This window comes from Pseudoalteromonas sp. NC201 (assembly GCF_002850255.1).
In the GTDB taxonomy this organism is placed as follows: Bacteria; Pseudomonadota; Gammaproteobacteria; order Enterobacterales; family Alteromonadaceae; genus Pseudoalteromonas.
Genome location: NZ_CP022522.1, coordinates 2,263,067 through 2,281,361 on the forward strand (window position 1 = coordinate 2,263,067; position 18,295 = coordinate 2,281,361).

An 18,295-nucleotide genomic window follows, 5' to 3' on the forward strand; every position below is an offset into this window, starting at 1 on the left:
TGCTAGTCCCGAACAAGATTGCTCAATCTGTAGTCGATTTAAAACAAAACAGTACAAATTTTTTGACAACTTGCCAATTTATACCAAATCAGATTACGGTTTTTTATTTACTTCCCTATTGAATTACATAGAATCGAACAAACTTTTGCTTAATAGCATTTTTTAGAATTTAGTTAGGAAAATTACATGAGCGATGCAAAACACTGCAAACTGTTGATTTTAGGTTCGGGTCCTGCGGGTTACACTGCCGCGGTATACGCAGCACGGGCAAATTTAAACCCAGTATTAATCACAGGTATGCAGCAAGGTGGTCAGCTGACTACAACTACTGAAGTCGAGAACTGGCCTGGTGATGCACATGGTTTAACGGGTCCAGCTCTTATGGACCGTATGAAAGAGCATGCAGAGCGCTTTGAAACTGAAATCATTTTCGATCACATCAACAAAGTTGACGTGACGAAGCGCCCTTTCACACTCACTGGCGATCAAGGCACTTATACTTGTGATGCGTTAATCATCGCAACAGGTGCATCTGCTAAATACCTTGGTCTTGAGTCTGAAACAGCGTTCCAAGGCCGTGGCGTATCTGCTTGTGCAACTTGTGATGGATTCTTCTATCGTGGTCAAAAGGTTGCGGTTGTTGGTGGTGGTAATACCGCGGTTGAAGAAGCACTTTACCTATCAAATATCGCTGAAGAAGTACATGTTATTCACCGCCGCGATTCTTTCCGTAGTGAGAAAATTCTTGCCGATCGCTTAATGGATAAAGCGGCGAATGGTAACGTAGTATTACACCTAAATCGCACACTAGATGAAGTGCTAGGTGATGATATGGGTGTTACTGGTATTCGTATCAAAGATGCTGATTCAGAAGCGACAGAGCAGCTTGATCTTGCTGGTGTTTTCATCGCGATTGGTCACAAACCAAACACAGATATGTTTGAGGGCCAGCTAGAGATGAAAGATGGTTATTTGGTAGTGCAATCAGGCCTCAATGGTAATGCAACACAGACTAGTGTTGAAGGTGTATTTGCAGCAGGTGATGTGTCTGACCACATTTACCGTCAAGCAATTACCTCAGCTGGTACAGGCTGTATGGCAGCACTAGATGCAGAGCGCTTCTTAGACAGCCAAAAATAATAGATAAATGGGTCGGTCTAGACTGGCCCTCTTCCCTCCTTGCCTTAATTTGCTATATTGAAATAAATAACAATCTTGTAGTTTGTTCAATGATCCAACAACTGTTCCATCTCGCCCGCGATGACTTTCGCTTTCCGCCAAATCACTATGCCTTGTCTGAACCAGATGGACTGCTTGCCATTGGCGGGGGTTTACAGGTAAAACGACTGAAAAACGCTTATGCCAATGGGATCTTTCCTTGGTTTAATGAAGGTGAGCCAATCATGTGGTGGAGCCCAAGCGAACGCGGGATCTTGGAGCTTCAAGATTTTCATTGTGGTAAAACGCTAAGGAAAGCCCAACGCAAACTCAGTCCGACCGTCACAATCAATACCGCCTTTTCACAAGTGATTCAAGCTTGTAGAAATCAACGAATGGCCGCTGAAGGAACTTGGATCACGAATGCGATGTTGGCTGCGTATCAGCAAGCGCACATTCAGGGATTAGCACATAGTGTGGAGGTATGGGATAAAGGCAACCTCGTTGGCGGGCTCTATGGCATCATGCAGTCCGGTGTATTTTGTGGTGAATCTATGTTCCACACCTTACCTAATACGTCCAAAATGGCGATGTGGGCACTGGTTAATTGGCTCAAAGCCCATCAAGCACATTTTATTGATTGCCAACTCGAAAATCCTTATTTAACAAGTTTGGGATTAAAAGTTGTACCAAGGAGCGAGTTTTTGACTAGACTTAGATTGGCGGATCGATTTGAGATCCCATCATCAATGTGGCAGCCTCAGGAGTTGAAAGCTATCTATGAATGAACACTTTCCTTCTAAAATCGGACTGAGCCAACAATTTAGTTGTAGTTATTTACCTGAGCAGAAGGAACAGTTACTGGTCATTCTAGACCCAAATTGTTACAGCCCAGATAGATTTGAACAATTGTTAGCATTAGGGTTTCGCCGCAGTGGAGACCAGATTTATCGTCCGCACTGTCCCGCATGCTCAGCTTGTCAATCAGTAAGAGTATTAACTCAAGAATTTAAACCGAGTAAATCTCAAAAGCGCAAACGTAATAAATTAAAACAAGATTATCAGCTTATTATTAGCCATCAGGAGCGGCCTGAATACTATCCGTTATACGAGAAATATATCAGTCTACGCCACAGCGATGGCTCTATGTACCCGCCTAACCGTCTCCAGTACGAAAGCTTCTTATTTTGTCGTTGGATGAACATCGTCTTTATCGAGCTATGGCACAAAGATAAATTAATTGCAGTGGCGGTCACAGATTCAATGCCTTATTCATTATCTGCTATTTACACCTTTTTCGATCCTGAGTATGAATCACTAAGTATCGGTACTATCATGATCATGGCTCAATTAGAACAGGCGGCGAAACAGAATAAACCGTACTTGTACTTAGGTTATCAAATCGACGAATGTAAAAAAATGCGTTACAAAACCCAATTTATTCCAGCACAAAAGTTAGTTAAAGATATTTGGCAAGATATTGATCCCGCTCCCCCCGCAATCTTGTGATTAGTGCTTAGTATTCCTGCATGCTTAAGCTCAAATGCAGGAATACTTCTCCTTTTACACCCTTATTATCCCGTTGCATGGACAAAAAACATGCGTTACTAGCAGACTTTCCTATGCTAGAATAGCGCCCTTGCCTAGTAATATGGCTCCAGATTTTGAGATGCGTTAGGAATAGAAGCGAAAAACTTTAGTAAAACTGGCTGAATAAACGACCAAATTAACAAAAAATCAGCTTGTAACTTTACTTATTCCCCGCTTTTGGGCAAAATCTGCATCGTTTAATTTAACCAAGAGGTGATACGCTACACATGGCGAAAGAAGACGTAATTGAAATGCAAGGCACGGTCCTTGACACGCTACCAAACACAATGTTCCGTGTTGAACTAGAAAATGGTCACGTGGTTGTTGCACATATTTCTGGAAAAATGCGCAAAAACTACATCCGTATTTTGACTGGTGACAAAGTTACTGTTGAAATGACGCCTTACGACCTATCAAAGGGACGTATTGTCTTCCGTGCTCGTTAATCTGCGTGTGTAGATTTATACTAAGTTGATGCCGTAAACTCGTTGATACCCAAGCGACTTCAACATACTGATGTTACTTAGGTATACCAAGTTCATTCAAGCAATTAGTATACACGAACGACTAACGCTGAGTTTAAAAGACGGTAATGCCGCATCAAACTCAGTGATAACAAAAAGCCCAGCTATTCTGGGCTTTTTGTCGTTTGAATTTATTATCTACCCTAACCTCAGCGTTCAAAGGGAGCACCATGGTCTTCCGTGCTCGTTAATCTGCGTGTGTAGATTTATACTAAGTTGATGCCGTAAACTCGTTGATACCCAAGCGACTTCAACATACTGATGTTACTTAGGTATACCAAGTTCATTCAAGCAATTAGTATACACGAACGACTAACGCTGAGTTTAAAAGACGGTAATGCCGCATCAAACTCAGTGATAACAAAAAGCCCAGCTATTCTGGGCTTTTTGTCGTTTGGGTTTATTATCTAGCCCTAACCTCAGCGTTCAAAGGGAGCACCATGGTCTTCCGTGCTCGTTAATCTGCGTGTGTAGATTTATACTAGGTTGATGCCGTAAACTCGTTGATACCCAAGCGATTTCAACATACTGATGTTACTTAGGTATACCAAGTTCATTCAAGCAATTAGTATACACGAACGACTAACACTGAGTTTAAAAGACGGTAATGCCGCATCAAACTGAGTGATAACAAAAAGCCCAGCAGTACTGGGCTTTTATCCTATAGTTCAAAGGTCTTATGCTGACACCGCTTCCGTTTGGTAATCAAAGGACAACTTGTTGTCTTTCACTGTGACTTTTACCGTCCCACCATCAGACAAATGACCAAACAAGATTTCATTGGCAAGAGGCTTTTTCAAGTTGTCCTGAATAACCCTCGCCATTGGACGAGCCCCCATTGCCTTGTCGTAACCAAGATCTGCCAGCCAATCTCGTGCTTGCGCCGTAAGTTCCAGATTAACAGACTTCTTATCAAGCTGCGCTTGCAATTCAACAATGAATTTATCAACAACTTGCAAGATAACTTCTTTCTCTAGGTGGTTGAACCAAATGATGTTATCCAAGCGGTTTCTAAACTCTGGTGTGAACACCTTATTGATTTCTACCATGGCATCATGAGAGTAGTCTTGCTGCTGGAATCCAATCGATTGACGAACAGTCTCTTGCACACCCGCATTTGTTGTCATCACCAAAACAATGTTTCTAAAGTCTGCCTTACGACCATTGTTGTCTGTTAGCGTACCATGATCCATAACCTGCAATAGAATGTTGTAGATGTCTGGGTGTGCTTTCTCTATTTCATCGAGCAACACCACTGCATGAGGATGCTTGATTGCAGCCTCGGTCAACAGTCCACCCTGCTCAAAGCCAACATATCCCGGAGGCGCACCAATTAGGCGGCTAACGGCATGGCGCTCAGAGTACTCAGACATATCGAAGCGAATAAACTCTATGCCCATACACTTAGCAAGTTGCTTGGTTACTTCGGTTTTACCAACCCCAGTAGGACCTGCAAACAAGAATGAACCTACAGGCTTGTCTTCATTAGCAAGACCTGAGCGTGATAAGCGAATTGCTGATGTTAACGCGTCAATCGACTCATCTTGGCCAAACACCAACATCTTTAAGTTACGATCAAGATTCTTAAGCGTTTCTTTATCACTAGATGATACGCTTTGCTGTGGAATACGCGCCATTTTAGACACAATAGCTTCAATGTCCGACACATTAATCGTTTTCTTCCGTCTTGAAGTTGGCTGTAGCCTTTGACTTGCACCCGCTTCATCAATGACATCGATTGCTTTGTCAGGCAAATGACGCTCATTAATATATTTAGCGCTCAGCTCAGCTGCCGCTTTTAACGCTTTTTGCGTGTAACGAATACCGTGGTGCTCTTCATAACGCTCTTTCAAGCCATGTAAGATCTTCGTGGTATCTTCAACACTTGGTTCAACCACGTCGATTTTCTGGAAGCGGCGCACTAATGCTCTGTCTTTCTCAAAAATATTCTTGAATTCAGAATATGTGGTCGAACCCATACAGCGAAGCTGTCCACTCGATAACAGTGGCTTAATTAGATTAGATGCGTCCATCACACCACCTGAAGCAGCGCCAGCGCCGATAATGGTATGGATTTCGTCAATAAATAATATCGCATGAGGCTTTGACTGAAGTTCTTTCAGTAGCGCTTTAAAACGTTTCTCAAAGTCACCGCGATATTTTGTACCCGCAAGTAATGCTCCCATATCCAGTGAGTAAACCACAGCGTCAGCAATTACATCAGGTACCTGATTATTGACGATCCGATAAGCTAAACCTTCAGCAATCGCGGTTTTACCAACCCCCGCTTCACCAACGAGTAACGGGTTATTTTTCTTACGACGGCACAGCACCTGAACCGTACGCTCAACTTCCTCATCACGACCAACCAACGGATCAATACGTCCAGATTCCGCTTGAATATTTAGATTAGAAGTGAAATTTTCCAGCTTGGTTTTCTCTTCCTGTTGCATTTCACCGCTATCGTCTTGCATCTCTTCATGATCGTCTCGCTCGTGATCATCTTCAATTTTAGAGATACCGTGACTAATGAAATTAACAATATCTAGACGACTAACGTCGGCTTTCTTAAGTAAATAAACAGCTTGGCTTTCTTGCTCAGAAAAAATCGCGACAAGCACGTTTACCCCTGTTACTTCTGAGCGACCAGATGATTGAACATGGAATACAGCGCGTTGTAATACACGCTGAAAACCAAGTGTTGGTTGTGTTTCTCTGTCTTCCTCTAAATCAGGAATAACAGGCGTTGTTTCATCAATAAACTCTGATAACTCGCGCTTCAAGGTATCCATATCGACACCACAGGCATCAAGCGCCTCACTAGCAGAGGGGTTATCGATCAATGCAAGTAATAAATGCTCAACCGTCATAAATTCATGACGGCGAGAACGGGCCTCGCGAAACGCGGCGTTAAGAGTAAGTTCTAAGTCTTTGTTTAGCATTGGCAACCCCCAACAAGAAATTTATAGGTTATTCCTGCTCACAACTACAGAGCAGCGGGTGCTCGTTGTCACGAGCATATCGGTTTACCTGCTCAGCCTTGGTATGGGCTATGTCAGCAGGGTATACTCCACATACCGCTTTTCCCTTGTGATGCACTTCAAGCATCACCTCAGTTGCTCTCTCGCTATCCATATTGAAGAATGTCGTCAATACCTCGACAACAAAATCCATGGGCGTGTAATCATCATTGTTTAAAATCACTTTATATTTTCGCGGCGGTTGAAGCTGCTGCTTCTGTTCCTCGCGAACGGCGTCCAATACACCCGAATCTTTTGTCCCACTCATAATAAATATAGTCTTGTCTTATATACTCAAGCAAATAGATTTGAGAAATAAATAAAATGTTAAAAAAAAGAGCAAAAAACTTGACTGCTTGCTCATATAAACTACAGTCTTACATGACTGTCTAATCTATGGGCAGTTTAGCAAAATTAAAAGAGTAGATTAACATTAATTTAGTCAACTTATAGAAGGATGTAGAAGTATGGCTTGCGGAAAAGTCAAATGGTTCAATAACGCCAAAGGGTTTGGTTTCATCGTAGAAGACGGCAGTGACGAAGATATCTTTGCTCATTACTCAACGATTGTAATGGATGGATACAAGACGCTTAAAGCTGGTCAGGATGTATCATTCGAGCTACAACAAGGACCTAAGGGTCTACACGCAACCAACATCGCTCCAATTACGGAAGATGTTGTTTAAGTGTTAACGTAGTTTTTGGCTAAAGCGGGTTACATGAGTGCTCGCTTATTCCTCTTTTTTGAATATCTGCACAATAACTAAAAGAAATCTTCAATCTCTCCTTATCACGTTTGTTATAACTTTTCACTTTTACACTTTAAATTTAATAATTAGCCCCCATATGCAAACACTGTTAGACTAAAGCACGCTTGCAAAGTCAATTTCAGGTTGATTAGATATTGCTACTTGATGCATTTCAATGCTGAATGAATACCAGTTATTGTAATAAGCCAAAAGTATAAATACCTAACAAACTTGCTAATGCTGCGCTACCTAGGCATCGATTCTAACGAGGATTGTCGAGGTTTTTTGCACCTTTCATTAATCGCTTAGTGAACTGGTCCCGTTTTAACCAGCGACAACGACACGTTGTTGAGTGTGAAAATTGCGTTGCTTAGTCCTATTAGCAATTGTTGAACGGCGTAAAAGCCCACAACTATCTAGGAATGATGATGACATCGAAAATTATCTATACCAAAACAGATGAAGCCCCGGCTCTCGCAACTTACTCGCTATTGCCAATCATCCAAGCATTCACTAAGCCTGCAAATATCGAAGTTGAAACTCGCGATATTTCACTTGCAGGACGTATTATTGCGACTTTCCCTGAGTACTTAAAAGAAGAACAACGTATTGGTGATGCACTCGCTGAGCTAGGTGCACTTGCTAAAACGCCTGAAGCTAACATCATCAAGTTACCTAATATCAGTGCTTCAATTCCACAACTTCGTGCAGCAATTAAAGAATTGCAAGCTAAAGGTTACGCGCTTCCAGAGTACCCTTCTGAAGCAAAAACAGACGAAGAAGCCGATGTTAAAGCGCGTTATGACAAAATCAAAGGTAGTGCAGTAAACCCTGTACTTCGTGAAGGTAACTCAGACCGCCGTGCTCCAACTTCAGTCAAAGGCTATGCTCGTAAAAACCCGCATTCAATGGGTGCTTGGTCTAAAGACTCACAGTCTTATGTTGCATCAATGGCTGACGGTGACTTCTTCGGTTCTGAACAGTCGGTAACGGTTGCTGAAGCGACTGATGTTCGTATTGAGCACGTAGCGAACAATGGTGACATCACCGTACTAAAACAAAGCACGCCACTACTTGCGGGTGAAATCATTGACGCCTCTCGTATGAGTGTACAGGCACTACGTGAATTCTTAGCAGTACAAGTGCAAGAAGCAAAAGATAAAGGCGTTTTGTTCTCGCTACACATGAAAGCAACCATGATGAAGGTGTCAGATCCAATCATCTTTGGTCATGCTGTAAAAGTATTCTACAAAGACGTATTCGAAAAGCATGCGGCGACATTTGCTGAAATCGGTGTTGACGCAAGCAACGGTGTTGGCGACGTGTACTCAAAAATTGAGTCGTTGGACGACGCGAAGCGCAAAGAAATCGAAGCAGACCTTGCAGCCGTTTACGAGACAGCACCTGATATCGCGATGGTAGACTCAGACCGTGGTATTACAAACCTGCATGTACCTAGTGACGTGATCATTGATGCATCAATGCCTGCTGCAATTCGTTCAAGCGGTCAGATGTGGAATGCTGAAGGTAAACAACAAGATACGGCTTTTGTGATCCCAGATCGTTGTTACTCAGGTGTGTACGGCGCAACGATTGATTTCTGTAAAGAAAACGGTGCATTTGACCCACGTACTATGGGTACGATCCCTAACGTCGGTCTAATGGCACAAAAAGCGGAAGAGTACGGTTCACACGACAAAACGTTTGAAGCGCCATCAGCTGGCACAATCCGCGTTGTAAATGCGGCGGGCAACACTTTACTTGAGCACACTGTTGCAGAAGGCGACATCTGGCGTATGTGTCAGGTGAAAGATGCACCGATCAAAGACTGGGTAAAACTAGCGGTTAACCGTGCTCGCGCAACGAATACACCTGCCGTTTTCTGGTTAGACGAAGCCCGTGCTCACGACGCTGAACTTATCAAAAAGGTAAACGCATATCTGCCAGAGCATGACACTGATGGCCTTGAAATCTTAATCAAAGCACCAGTGGATGCAACACTATACTCTCTAGAGCGCATGAAAAAGGGCGAAGATACTATTTCAGTAACGGGTAACGTGTTACGTGATTACCTAACTGACCTATTCCCAATTTTAGAGCTTGGTACGAGTGCAAAAATGCTATCTATCGTTCCACTAATGAATGGCGGTGGCTTATTTGAAACTGGTGCGGGTGGTTCTGCGCCTAAACACGTTCAACAGTTCGAAAAAGAAAACCACTTGCGTTGGGACTCGCTAGGTGAATTCCTTGCACTTGCTGCTTCTTTTGAGCATTTGAGCCAAACAACGGGTAATGCTAAGGCACAAGTACTTGCAGACACACTAGACGCAGCAACGGCTAAATTCTTAGATGAAAACAAGTCACCTTCACGTAAAGTGAAAGAGCTTGATAACCGCGGTAGCCATTTTTACCTTGCAATGTACTGGGCTCAAGAGCTGGCTGCACAAGACAAAGATGCAGAGCTTAAAGCTAAGTTTGAAAATGTTGCTGCGGAACTAACAGCAAAAGAAGCTGACATTGTTGCTGCACTGAATGAAGCACAAGGTCAAGCAATGGATGTTGGTGGTTATTACCAGCCTGAAGATGACAAAGCGTTCGCAGCTATGCGTCCTTCTGTGGTATTTAACGACGTACTAGCGTCACTGTAATCTTCGGATAACAGTCAAAAAGCGGCCTGAGGGTCGCTTTTTTGCTTGCAGGCGACACTCAGGAGCAATTGCGCTAAAATGCCATTTTTCGTGAACCTTAGGAATGCGGCGATGAACACAAGTAGTAGAGCCAATACAAATAACAAAAGAAAATCACATGCTAATAAGCCCGCATTCTCTAGACACAACACAGCACGGAAAAAGCCAATAACTAATCGGCTGTCAAAACCCGCCCTACCGCCAGAGCAAGTAAAAGTCGTTCTATTTAATAAGCCTTTTGATGTTTTGTGTCAGTTTACTGATGATCAAAATCGTCAAACATTGGCTGATTTTATTGATATCAAAGATGTGTATGCTGCAGGTCGCTTGGATAGAGATAGTGAGGGGTTATTGCTACTTACCAACTGCGGAAAATTACAAAACACCCTGACTTCTCCTAAAAAATCGACATATAAAACCTACTGGGTTCAGGTCGAAGGAGAGCCAAGTAGCGAATGCCTAAACGCGCTAAGAAACGGTGTAGAACTAAAAGATGGTCCAACTTTACCTGCCAAAGTGGAAGTAATAACCGAGCCCAATGTTTGGCCGCGTAACCCGCCGATAAGAGAACGCAAAAATATCCCAACAACCTGGCTTTCTATCTCCATCAAAGAAGGACGTAATAGACAAGTTCGTCGTATGACGGCGCATATTGGTCATCCCACGCTTCGACTTATTCGCGCACAAATAGGCAAATATAGTCTGGGCGATCTTAAAAACGGTGAATATCGAGTGCTTTAGCATTTCCTACTAGGACTTTTCTCCTGCGCTTGAACGCCTCACGGACGTGCAATTTAAAGAGATTTGAGTATAATAAGCGCTTTCTATCTGAGCATTAAGATTAATAGCGAAATTATGAGCGATAATAGTCACATTAAAGTCATTGTCGGAATGTCCGGCGGTGTAGATTCTTCTGTATCTGCCTACCTTTTAAAACAACAAGGCTACCAAGTAGAAGGCCTGTTTATGAAGAACTGGGAAGAAGATGACAATGATGAGTATTGTGCAGCAGCTGATGATCTAAAAGATGCCCAGGCAGTGTGTGATAAGCTAGGTATTGAGCTACACACCGTAAACTTTGCTGCTGAATACTGGGATAATGTGTTTGAACACTTCCTTGAAGAATACAAGGCTGGCCGTACACCAAACCCAGACATCATGTGCAACAAAGAAATCAAATTTAAAGCCTTTTTACAGTTTGCAGCAGAAGCGTTGGGGGCAGACTATATCGCAACTGGCCACTATGTTCGTCGCGCAGAGCGTGACGGTAAATTCGTTATGCTTCGTGGAGATGACGAGAACAAAGATCAAAGCTATTTCCTTTACACATTAAGCCATGAACATATTGCGCAAACACTCTTCCCTGTGGGTGAAATTGAAAAGCCAGAAGTGCGTAAAATTGCAGAAGACCAAGGCTTAATCACACACGATAAAAAAGATTCAACCGGGATCTGCTTTATCGGTGAGCGCAAATTTAAAGACTTCCTTGCCAAATTTTTGCCCGCGCAGCCTGGTGTGATTGAAGATTGCGAAGGTAATCATGTTGGTGAACATGAAGGCTTGATGTACCACACGCTAGGTCAACGTAAGGGTCTATTAATTGGTGGTTCTAAAGAAGGCAACGGCGAACCTTGGTATGTGGTAGATAAAGATATCGAACGTAATGTACTGGTTGTTGGTCAAGGTAAAAACCACCCTCGCCTGTTCAGCAATGGTCTAAACGCAAATCAACTACATTGGGTCGACCGCGTAGGTCCGCAAGGTACAACTCGCTGCACGGTAAAAACACGTTATCGCCAAACCGACATCCCTTGTACGTTATTAGTTGGCCAAGATGGTATGGCACGTGTGCTATTCGATGAGCCACAAAAAGCCGTAACTCCCGGACAATCTGCGGTATTCTACGCAAATGACGTGTGCCTTGGCGGCGGTATTATTGAGTCGGTGATTAAATAATGCAAAACCAATACGTAATGCCTCTGGCGGCAATGTGTCAGATCAGTAAACTGGTACAAAAATGTGCGCGTTACGGCACCTTCAATGAAAATGAAGTTGAGGGCTTTTTAAAAAGCATTATTAATACTTCTCCTGAACGCCCAGAGGACGTTTACCCAGACAAATTTGCCATCAAAACAGGCTGTCGAACGCTAATTGAGCAGCTTTCGGCTGGCGGCGAAAAAGACGTTGAAATGGTTAAATATGTTGGCGCGATGATGCAATTAGAGCGAGTGCTAAGTAACGATAGCAAATCTCTTGATTTGTTAGCACAAAAAATTCAGCAAGTTGAGCGCCAGTTATTACACTTTGATATCTGTGAAAGCCAAGTTGTTGCCGCACTTGCCGACATTTACGGTCAAGTAATAAGCCCTCTTGGCCCTAAGATCCAAGTATTCGGTAAGCCTGAGCTATTAAAACAAACAGCAACACAACAAAAAATTCGGGCGCTATTACTTGCGGGGATCCGTAGTGCAGTATTGTGGCGCCAGCTCGGCGGTAAACGTCGTCATTTCTTTTTTACGAAAAAGAAAATCATTACTGCTGCAAAAAGTTATATGTAATACCAATTTGTCTTAATACTTGCTCAATTTGAAGGAGCAAATCTGACGCTAACAGGGCTAAGAATTTCTTATTTAGAACAACTAAATAGCAAAATTTTCGCCTTGCCTATATGGATGTAGGTACCTTGGCGTGAGCAGGATGCGGAAGCGGTGTTATCGACTAGATTTTATCGCCTCAAAGTAGACCACTTAATTAATCAAGTTGGTATAAAATTCGTAGTGGTTCTAATACCACTATCTAAGTATCGTTCAAAAACAAATAGTTAGGAGTTATTATGGAGCTTTCAGCGTTAACCGCTATCTCTCCTGTGGATGGTCGCTATGGTAGCAAGACCAAAGAACTGAGAAGCATCTTCAGTGAATTTGGCTTGATCAAATACCGCGTCATCGTAGAAGTTCGTTGGCTACAAGCGCTAGCGAGCAGCGACGCCATTAAAGAAGTACCTGCTTTCAGCGATGAAGCCAACGCACTTCTTGATAGCATCGTTGAAAACTTCAGCGAAGCAGACGCAGCACGCGTAAAAGAGATTGAGCGCACCACTAACCACGACGTTAAAGCTGTAGAATACCTTCTTAAAGAAAAAGTAGCTGACAATGCCGAGCTAAATGCCGTCAATGAATTTATTCATTTTGCATGTACCTCTGAGGACATCAACAACCTTTCTCATGGTCTAATGCTAACTGAAGCGCGTGACACGGTATTACTGCCATACTGTGATGAACTACTGAGCGCAATCAAAGACAAAGCGGTTGAGTATAAGTCAATTCCAATGATGACTCGTACACACGGCCAACCTGCTTCACCATCAACCATGGGTAAAGAGTTTGCAAACGTGTATGTTCGTCTGCAACGTCAACGCCAGCAAATCGCTAACGTACAAATGCTTGGTAAAATCAATGGTGCCGTTGGCAACTATAATGCTCACCTAAGCGCTTACCCAGATTACGATTGGCATGCACACAGTGAACGTTTTGTATCAAGCCTAGGTTTGACTTGGAACCCATTCACAACGCAAATCGAACCGCATGACTATATCGCTGAGCTATTCGATGCGATTGCACGCTTCAATACTATCTTAATTGACTTTGACCGTGACGTTTGGGGTTATATCGCGCTAAACCACTTCAAGCAAAAAACCATTGCTGGTGAAATTGGTTCTTCAACAATGCCTCACAAAGTTAACCCTATCGACTTTGAAAACTCTGAAGGTAACCTTGGCATTGCTAACGCTATCTTTGCGCATCTTGCACAAAAACTACCTGTTTCACGCTGGCAACGTGACCTAACCGACTCAACGGTTTTACGTAACTTAGGTGTTGGTATGGGTTATGCGCTTATCGCGTATCAAGCAACGCTAAAAGGCGTTAGCAAGTTAGAAGTCAATGCTGATCGTTTGCTTGCTGAGCTTGATGATAACTGGGAACTACTTGCAGAGCCAATCCAAACGGTAATGCGTAAGTACGGTATCGAAAAGCCATATGAAAAGCTAAAAGATCTTACTCGTGGTAAACGCGTAAACAAAGAAATCATGGCTGACTTCATCGATAACCTAGACTTGCCAAATGAAGTAAAAGCACAAATGAAAGAAATGACGCCAGCAAACTATATCGGTCGTGCTGAAGCGTTCATTGACGAACTAAACTAAGTATAAAGCGACACCAGCTTTTTACTACTTGGTATAGAATAAGCGAAAGAGTGCACTCTTTCGCTTTTTTATTACTGGAATTTCCCTATGTATCAACTGCAAATTAATGACCTTACCTTCGAACAATTTCTTGCCCAGTATTGGCAAAAGAAGCCATTACTCATCAAACAAGGATTCCGAGACTTTGAAGACCCAATTGAGCCAGAAGAACTTGCCGGCCTTGCAACTGAAGAATGCATAGAATCTCGAATTGTCACTAATCACAATAATAACTGGGAAGCCCATCACGGCCCTTTTGAACAATTTGATTTACTCACCGATAGCAACAGCACCCTATTGGTCCAAGCCGTTGATCACTGGCACCCACAAGCCGCACAATTAATAGAAGCGTTTAGATTTATACCAAATTGGCGCATAGACGATTTGATGATTAGCTTTTCGACTCCTGGTGGTGGCGTTGGTCCGCACTTAGATCAATATGATGTTTTTATAATTCAAGGACAAGGTAAACGTCATTGGCGAGTTGGCGAACGGGACAACAGCCTAAAGCAATTTGCGCGCAACAAGAGTCTATTACAAGTAGAGCAATTCGAAGCGGTCATTGATGCAGTTCTTGAACCGGGTGATATCTTATATATTCCGCCAGCTTGTCCTCACGAAGGTTATGCAGTTGAGAATGCTTTAAACTACTCAGTTGGCTTTCGAGCGCCTGATCAAAAAGACTTACTTTCAAGCTTTGCTGATCACGTAATTGATATGGAAGCTGGCAAACGCCGTTTTAGCGATCCAGAATTACAACTCAGAGCGTCTATTGGCGAAGTCACCTGCAGCGACCAACAACAGATAAAGTCTCTGCTCAATGCTTTACTTGAAGATAAGGCACTATACAGTCAATGGCTTGGAAAGACACTCAGCGAACCAAAACATGAGATGGATCTCGCGCCATTAGAACCCATAATTGATCCTCAGGAGCTTCTCGAGATCGCCAAAGATCACCCATTGGTTTATCGCGCTGGTGGAGTACGTGCTATTTACCAAATCTGTGACGATCATATTTTGTTCAGTGTTAATGGTGAAAACTATGAATTAGACCATCATTGTTTAGATGCCGTAAAGCAGCTAAGCGATCATGTTGTGTTTGAGTTTAATGCAATAATTCCTGCATTAAATAGTTTGGAATTTAAACAAACGTTAACTAAACTGATTAATGATGGGACCTACTTCGTTGAAGACAGCGATCCAGCCAATGCTGACTTCGATGAGGGCTGGGAGTAGAGCCTGTTAGAACAAGATAGCCGCGTTCACAAAAATAACAATATGCCGCGAAATCCTTGATCTTCAAGGTTTTCGCAAGCTCTAGCTTGTCGCTAAACAGGGAATGCAGGTGCAATCTGTAGATGGGGGCAGTATGAGTTATAGGATCAGTAGAGTAACTTGGCAAACCAAAAAATTGGAGCTCAAAGCAATACGCGAGCGCGTATTTGTGTATGAACTTCATATTCCTAAAGAAGTCGAATTTGATCAGCAGGATATCACTGCTGAGCACTTAATCATTATTGACGAATTCGATGGGCCAGTTGGCACAGGGAGACTGTGCGAAGACGGGTTATTAAGCCGCATTGCCATATTCAAATCTCACCGTAATCGAGATGCTTATGCTTCGTTGATCGGGGGACTTGTTGACTTGGCAAAAGACAAAGGCTTTGAAGATGTTTTTATCCAATGCATTTTGGATGAAGTGCCCGAATTTTTACAGTCGGGGTTTTCCACGCATGGGCACGTATTTATGGAAGCTGGCATTCCAAGACAGCGCTTGAAATGCCCTATTCAATCACTCAAGATGGAACCGTTTACGATGCTTCATTAGCCCAAAGTTCATCTTTAGCGAAAAGGTCATATAAACCATGAGCTCGGTTTACTAGTAGATTAGCAAACTGGGCTTGTGTTTTTTCTACTGGCTTTGCAGACATAATTTCTTCTGCTTTCATTTGCCAATGGAATGAAAAATAGCGCAGTGCTTCACGTGCTGTCGCTGCAGCGGAAGCCTCAATATGATCCGTCGGTAGATTACCTGTGATCACCCAATACTTTTTGCCGTTTTGACCTTTGATTTTCCAAAGCGCAACCAATGGCTCAATATAACGACATTCTTTTTCAATTATACTTTGCGGTAACACTCCTTTATCCGCGAGGTGTTTTTGTGCAGCTTGTACGCAGCTACGCTGCCATTGTATTGATCTTTGCTGCTGTTGTTCTGGTGTCAACGTCTCTTGCTGCGGTTGGTTTTGTTCTTCACTCATTGTTCACCCTTTTATTCTTTTTAGATTACCGAATAGCATTTTACTTTATCGTTATTTACGCGGTGTGTTTCAAAGCAAATTATTCAGCAAATCGGTTTTGATTCTTATACACCAAGCACTCAAACGCTTGCGAAGTTACCTGATACTAAGCTTTTGCAGTCATAACGGCAATACGAACGAAGGAATTTTGAGTTTATATGATTAATTACTGAACTGTAAGTTTCGAGAAAGTTTCTTTCTCTATTCTAGCCATATCAACATGATTACTTAAACTCAAGGTATACTGACTATGGCTAGATTATTGTTACTTATCGTCTTTTCATGTAGAGGCTATTAGCGCTGCACCAAACAGCGCCGTATTTATTGTCAAAAATTTTAATCGGTAGATTGAAACCTCAAATCAATAACCAAAGAAAACCAAAGCTTTGTGGTTTTGAACTGCTGTATCGAAAATGAAGTTCACCGTTTCTATATAGGAAGTTTCCTTAGTATATGGTTCGTCACTACCAAGAAAAACCTGTCGTCCCTGCTCTAATTCTTCAAAAGGGACACTGTAGAATTCAGGCCAATCATCATTTCTGGGGATAGGAATAAATGCTTTATGATTAGATGGCGTCACATCTTCCATTATGTCTAGAAAGTCATCATGGCGAACCATCTCACCAAATTCTTGGCACAGCATTTCATATAGATAACCGTAAATAAAGTTGTCTTCGTCGTCCTCATCCGTACTCGTTCCATTTATAATATTCGCCATGCAAGCGGCATATCCCTTAACATCCAGCTCTTCTTCTTGTCCTGCGATTTCATCTCGGTATTTGGATAAAAATCGTTGCAAAAATTGCTGATCTTTACTTCCCCACACCGCTTTTACTTTTTCTGCATCGACTTGATATGCAATGACATTATAACTCATTAAAAATCTCCTTTTTGAGTAAAATAGCTGGTTAACTTCTTTGCAGATGCTACAAGCGCGAAGCTATATCAGCAAAAAATAACCCGCTAGCGCAATAACGATTACACTGGCTGCAAACGTAAACACTTTGCCAGAGCTTACCCCTCCGACTCCGCTGTTGTTACCCTCCCCTATGCGCTCAATAACCGTAGACTCTGCTCGTAAAGGCGTTGAAGCTGAACTAACATGGTCATTTGTTAAATCAACATAGCTATCGCCAGTTTGAGTACTAAGAGGGGGAGATTCATTTTTAAGCTGTGTGTCAATAACCGTGCTATCGGTTGCTTCAACTGCCGCTATGTCTTTATGCGCTTCTAAATTATCGCATGTAGCCTGATGAGAAGGCCTATTGAACTCGACCAGCGTAGAAGGTTCATTATCCAAAGCTGGATCTAACAATACTTGAGCTATTAAGGCATCAATATTATCTTCTTTCGATTCAGGAAGTGTAGTCTCAGGCCCAATATACTCGGGGTGATACAAAGTGACGATCGTTTCACCTGCAACGACTGCTTGCTCAAGCTTTTTGATAAAATCGCACACTACGCCATCATTGGGAGCACAAACTTCGAGGATGACCTTGTCAGTATAAACATCGCAAAGCCTATCGCCACAAGCAACCTTATCTCCTTCTTTGACATAGATTTCAATAATCGTTGCGCTATCGACAAAATCGGGTAATACATCGATCTGCACGTCAATATTACCTTTTCCTTTCAACTTATGGTCAGTTGTGATGCCTTCATTACTGAGCAGCCGATGAACTCTCTTCGGTTCAAGTGCAACTAAGTGGTTTAATTCTGGATCTGGAGTGACTGACATAATAAGCGCATCGGCTTTCAAAACATCGCCTTCGTTCACCACGATTTTACCGATACGGCTGGCTTCTGGCGCTCGTAGCTCCAATACGACCTTACTCGTTTCGATATCACATAAGACTTGATTTTTTGCAACTTGATGTCCTTCGGCTACATAGAGTGTTGCAATTTTTGCAGTATCTATTAACTCAGGCAACACGGGTACTTTCATTTCAACCGTCATAATTTCCCTATTACGTTTGAGTATTAAAAGATGAGGCTCGAAACCTCAGATGAAAATCACTGAGATA

17 protein-coding genes are annotated in these 18,295 nt (G+C 42.6%); 12 read left to right on the forward strand and 5 right to left on the reverse strand.

Features of this window, described 5'->3' with window-relative positions; all coding sequences use genetic code 11:
- Positions 1-186 precede the first annotated feature (186 nt).
- From trxB to infA, 4 genes are all read left to right on the forward strand, one after another.
- A complete protein-coding gene (trxB, locus tag PNC201_RS09470; protein ID WP_010604912.1) occupies positions 187-1,140 on the forward strand; it encodes a thioredoxin-disulfide reductase in 954 nt (317 codons plus the stop codon).
- Positions 1,141-1,229: 89 nt separating this feature from the next.
- Positions 1,230-1,946, forward strand: coding sequence for a leucyl/phenylalanyl-tRNA--protein transferase (gene aat / locus PNC201_RS09475; protein WP_102056905.1), 717 nt, complete (start codon positions 1,230-1,232; stop codon positions 1,944-1,946).
- Entirely contained in the window at positions 1,939-2,667 is a 729-nt protein-coding gene (locus tag PNC201_RS09480; protein ID WP_102056906.1) for an arginyltransferase, read from the forward strand. Before aat ends, PNC201_RS09480 begins: the two co-directional genes overlap by 8 nt.
- 308 nt (positions 2,668-2,975) lie before the next feature.
- Positions 2,976-3,194, forward strand: a complete 219-nt coding sequence (gene infA, locus PNC201_RS09485; protein ID WP_002962494.1) for a translation initiation factor IF-1 — start codon at positions 2,976-2,978, stop codon at positions 3,192-3,194.
- A gap of 755 nt (positions 3,195-3,949) precedes the next feature.
- Here infA and clpA read toward each other — a convergent pair.
- Positions 3,950-6,214 (reverse strand): ATP-dependent Clp protease ATP-binding subunit ClpA, encoded by a 2,265-nt coding sequence (clpA, locus tag PNC201_RS09490; RefSeq protein ID WP_010604915.1) that lies wholly within the window; start codon positions 6,212-6,214, stop codon positions 3,950-3,952.
- A gap of 28 nt (positions 6,215-6,242) precedes the next feature.
- Positions 6,243-6,560 (reverse strand): ATP-dependent Clp protease adapter ClpS, encoded by a 318-nt coding sequence (gene clpS / locus PNC201_RS09495; RefSeq protein ID WP_010379297.1) that lies wholly within the window; start codon positions 6,558-6,560, stop codon positions 6,243-6,245.
- Between the two features lie 199 nt (positions 6,561-6,759).
- On the opposite strand from clpS, the gene cspD reads away from it, so the two are divergent.
- The 8 genes from cspD (at position 6,760) to PNC201_RS09535 (ending at position 15,799) form a co-directional block, all read left to right on the forward strand.
- Positions 6,760-6,978, forward strand: a complete 219-nt coding sequence (cspD, locus tag PNC201_RS09500; RefSeq protein ID WP_010379294.1) for a cold shock domain-containing protein CspD — start codon at positions 6,760-6,762, stop codon at positions 6,976-6,978.
- 491 nt (positions 6,979-7,469) lie between these two features.
- Complete coding sequence (locus tag PNC201_RS09505; RefSeq protein ID WP_102056907.1) at positions 7,470-9,689, forward strand: NADP-dependent isocitrate dehydrogenase; 2,220 nt, start codon at positions 7,470-7,472, stop codon at positions 9,687-9,689.
- Positions 9,690-9,800: 111 nt separating this feature from the next.
- Positions 9,801-10,469, forward strand: coding sequence for a pseudouridine synthase (locus PNC201_RS09510; RefSeq protein WP_010604917.1), 669 nt, complete (start codon positions 9,801-9,803; stop codon positions 10,467-10,469).
- A 114-nt stretch (positions 10,470-10,583) separates the two neighbouring features.
- Entirely contained in the window at positions 10,584-11,684 is a 1,101-nt protein-coding gene (gene mnmA, locus PNC201_RS09515; RefSeq protein ID WP_010604918.1) for a tRNA 2-thiouridine(34) synthase MnmA, read from the forward strand.
- A complete protein-coding gene (hflD, locus tag PNC201_RS09520) occupies positions 11,684-12,286 on the forward strand; it encodes a high frequency lysogenization protein HflD (protein ID WP_102056908.1) in 603 nt (200 codons plus the stop codon). The genes mnmA and hflD overlap by 1 nt, the downstream gene beginning before the upstream one ends.
- 275 nt (positions 12,287-12,561) lie before the next feature.
- Positions 12,562-13,932 carry an adenylosuccinate lyase gene (purB, locus tag PNC201_RS09525; protein WP_102056909.1) on the forward strand — a complete coding sequence of 457 codons (1,371 nt, stop codon included), beginning with the start codon at positions 12,562-12,564 and terminating at the stop codon, positions 13,930-13,932.
- A gap of 87 nt (positions 13,933-14,019) precedes the next feature.
- Positions 14,020-15,207, forward strand: a complete 1,188-nt coding sequence (locus PNC201_RS09530; RefSeq protein WP_102056910.1) for a ribosomal protein uL16 3-hydroxylase — start codon at positions 14,020-14,022, stop codon at positions 15,205-15,207.
- Positions 15,208-15,340: 133 nt separating this feature from the next.
- On the forward strand, positions 15,341-15,799 hold the full coding sequence (locus PNC201_RS09535; RefSeq protein ID WP_029215775.1) for a GNAT family N-acetyltransferase: 459 nt from the start codon (positions 15,341-15,343) through the stop codon (positions 15,797-15,799).
- Here PNC201_RS09535 and PNC201_RS09540 read toward each other — a convergent pair.
- From PNC201_RS09540 to PNC201_RS09550, 3 genes are all read right to left on the reverse strand, one after another.
- Positions 15,783-16,232: a DUF4826 family protein gene (locus PNC201_RS09540; RefSeq protein ID WP_010604923.1), complete on the reverse strand. Its 450-nt coding sequence runs from the start codon at positions 16,230-16,232 to the stop codon at positions 15,783-15,785. The two genes, PNC201_RS09535 and PNC201_RS09540, sit on opposite strands and share 17 nt — an antisense overlap.
- Before the next feature lie 400 nt (positions 16,233-16,632).
- Positions 16,633-17,148, reverse strand: a complete 516-nt coding sequence (locus PNC201_RS09545; protein WP_102056911.1) for a DUF7691 family protein — start codon at positions 17,146-17,148, stop codon at positions 16,633-16,635.
- Between the two features lie 63 nt (positions 17,149-17,211).
- On the reverse strand, positions 17,212-18,228 hold the full coding sequence (locus tag PNC201_RS09550; protein ID WP_102056912.1) for a biotin/lipoyl-containing protein: 1,017 nt from the start codon (positions 18,226-18,228) through the stop codon (positions 17,212-17,214).
- Between the last annotated feature and the right edge of the window lie 67 nt (positions 18,229-18,295).

Coding starts and splice junctions, on each gene's coding strand:
- mnmA (WP_010604918.1), top strand. CDS start 10,584: ATGAGCGATAATAGTCACATTAAAGTCATTGTCGGAATGTCCGGCGGT.
- PNC201_RS09530 (WP_102056910.1), top strand. CDS start 14,020: ATGTATCAACTGCAAATTAATGACCTTACCTTCGAACAATTTCTTGCC.
- PNC201_RS09535 (WP_029215775.1), top strand. CDS start 15,341: ATGAGTTATAGGATCAGTAGAGTAACTTGGCAAACCAAAAAATTGGAG.
- purB (WP_102056909.1), top strand. CDS start 12,562: ATGGAGCTTTCAGCGTTAACCGCTATCTCTCCTGTGGATGGTCGCTAT.
- clpS (WP_010379297.1), bottom strand. CDS start 6,560: ATGAGTGGGACAAAAGATTCGGGTGTATTGGACGCCGTTCGCGAGGAA.
- hflD (WP_102056908.1), top strand. CDS start 11,684: ATGCAAAACCAATACGTAATGCCTCTGGCGGCAATGTGTCAGATCAGT.
- PNC201_RS09505 (WP_102056907.1), top strand. CDS start 7,470: ATGACATCGAAAATTATCTATACCAAAACAGATGAAGCCCCGGCTCTC.
- aat (WP_102056905.1), top strand. CDS start 1,230: ATGATCCAACAACTGTTCCATCTCGCCCGCGATGACTTTCGCTTTCCG.
- trxB (WP_010604912.1), top strand. CDS start 187: ATGAGCGATGCAAAACACTGCAAACTGTTGATTTTAGGTTCGGGTCCT.
- clpA (WP_010604915.1), bottom strand. CDS start 6,214: ATGCTAAACAAAGACTTAGAACTTACTCTTAACGCCGCGTTTCGCGAG.
- PNC201_RS09545 (WP_102056911.1), bottom strand. CDS start 17,148: ATGAGTTATAATGTCATTGCATATCAAGTCGATGCAGAAAAAGTAAAA.
- PNC201_RS09480 (WP_102056906.1), top strand. CDS start 1,939: ATGAATGAACACTTTCCTTCTAAAATCGGACTGAGCCAACAATTTAGT.
- PNC201_RS09540 (WP_010604923.1), bottom strand. CDS start 16,232: ATGAGTGAAGAACAAAACCAACCGCAGCAAGAGACGTTGACACCAGAA.
- cspD (WP_010379294.1), top strand. CDS start 6,760: ATGGCTTGCGGAAAAGTCAAATGGTTCAATAACGCCAAAGGGTTTGGT.
- infA (WP_002962494.1), top strand. CDS start 2,976: ATGGCGAAAGAAGACGTAATTGAAATGCAAGGCACGGTCCTTGACACG.
- PNC201_RS09510 (WP_010604917.1), top strand. CDS start 9,801: ATGAACACAAGTAGTAGAGCCAATACAAATAACAAAAGAAAATCACAT.
- PNC201_RS09550 (WP_102056912.1), bottom strand. CDS start 18,228: ATGACGGTTGAAATGAAAGTACCCGTGTTGCCTGAGTTAATAGATACT.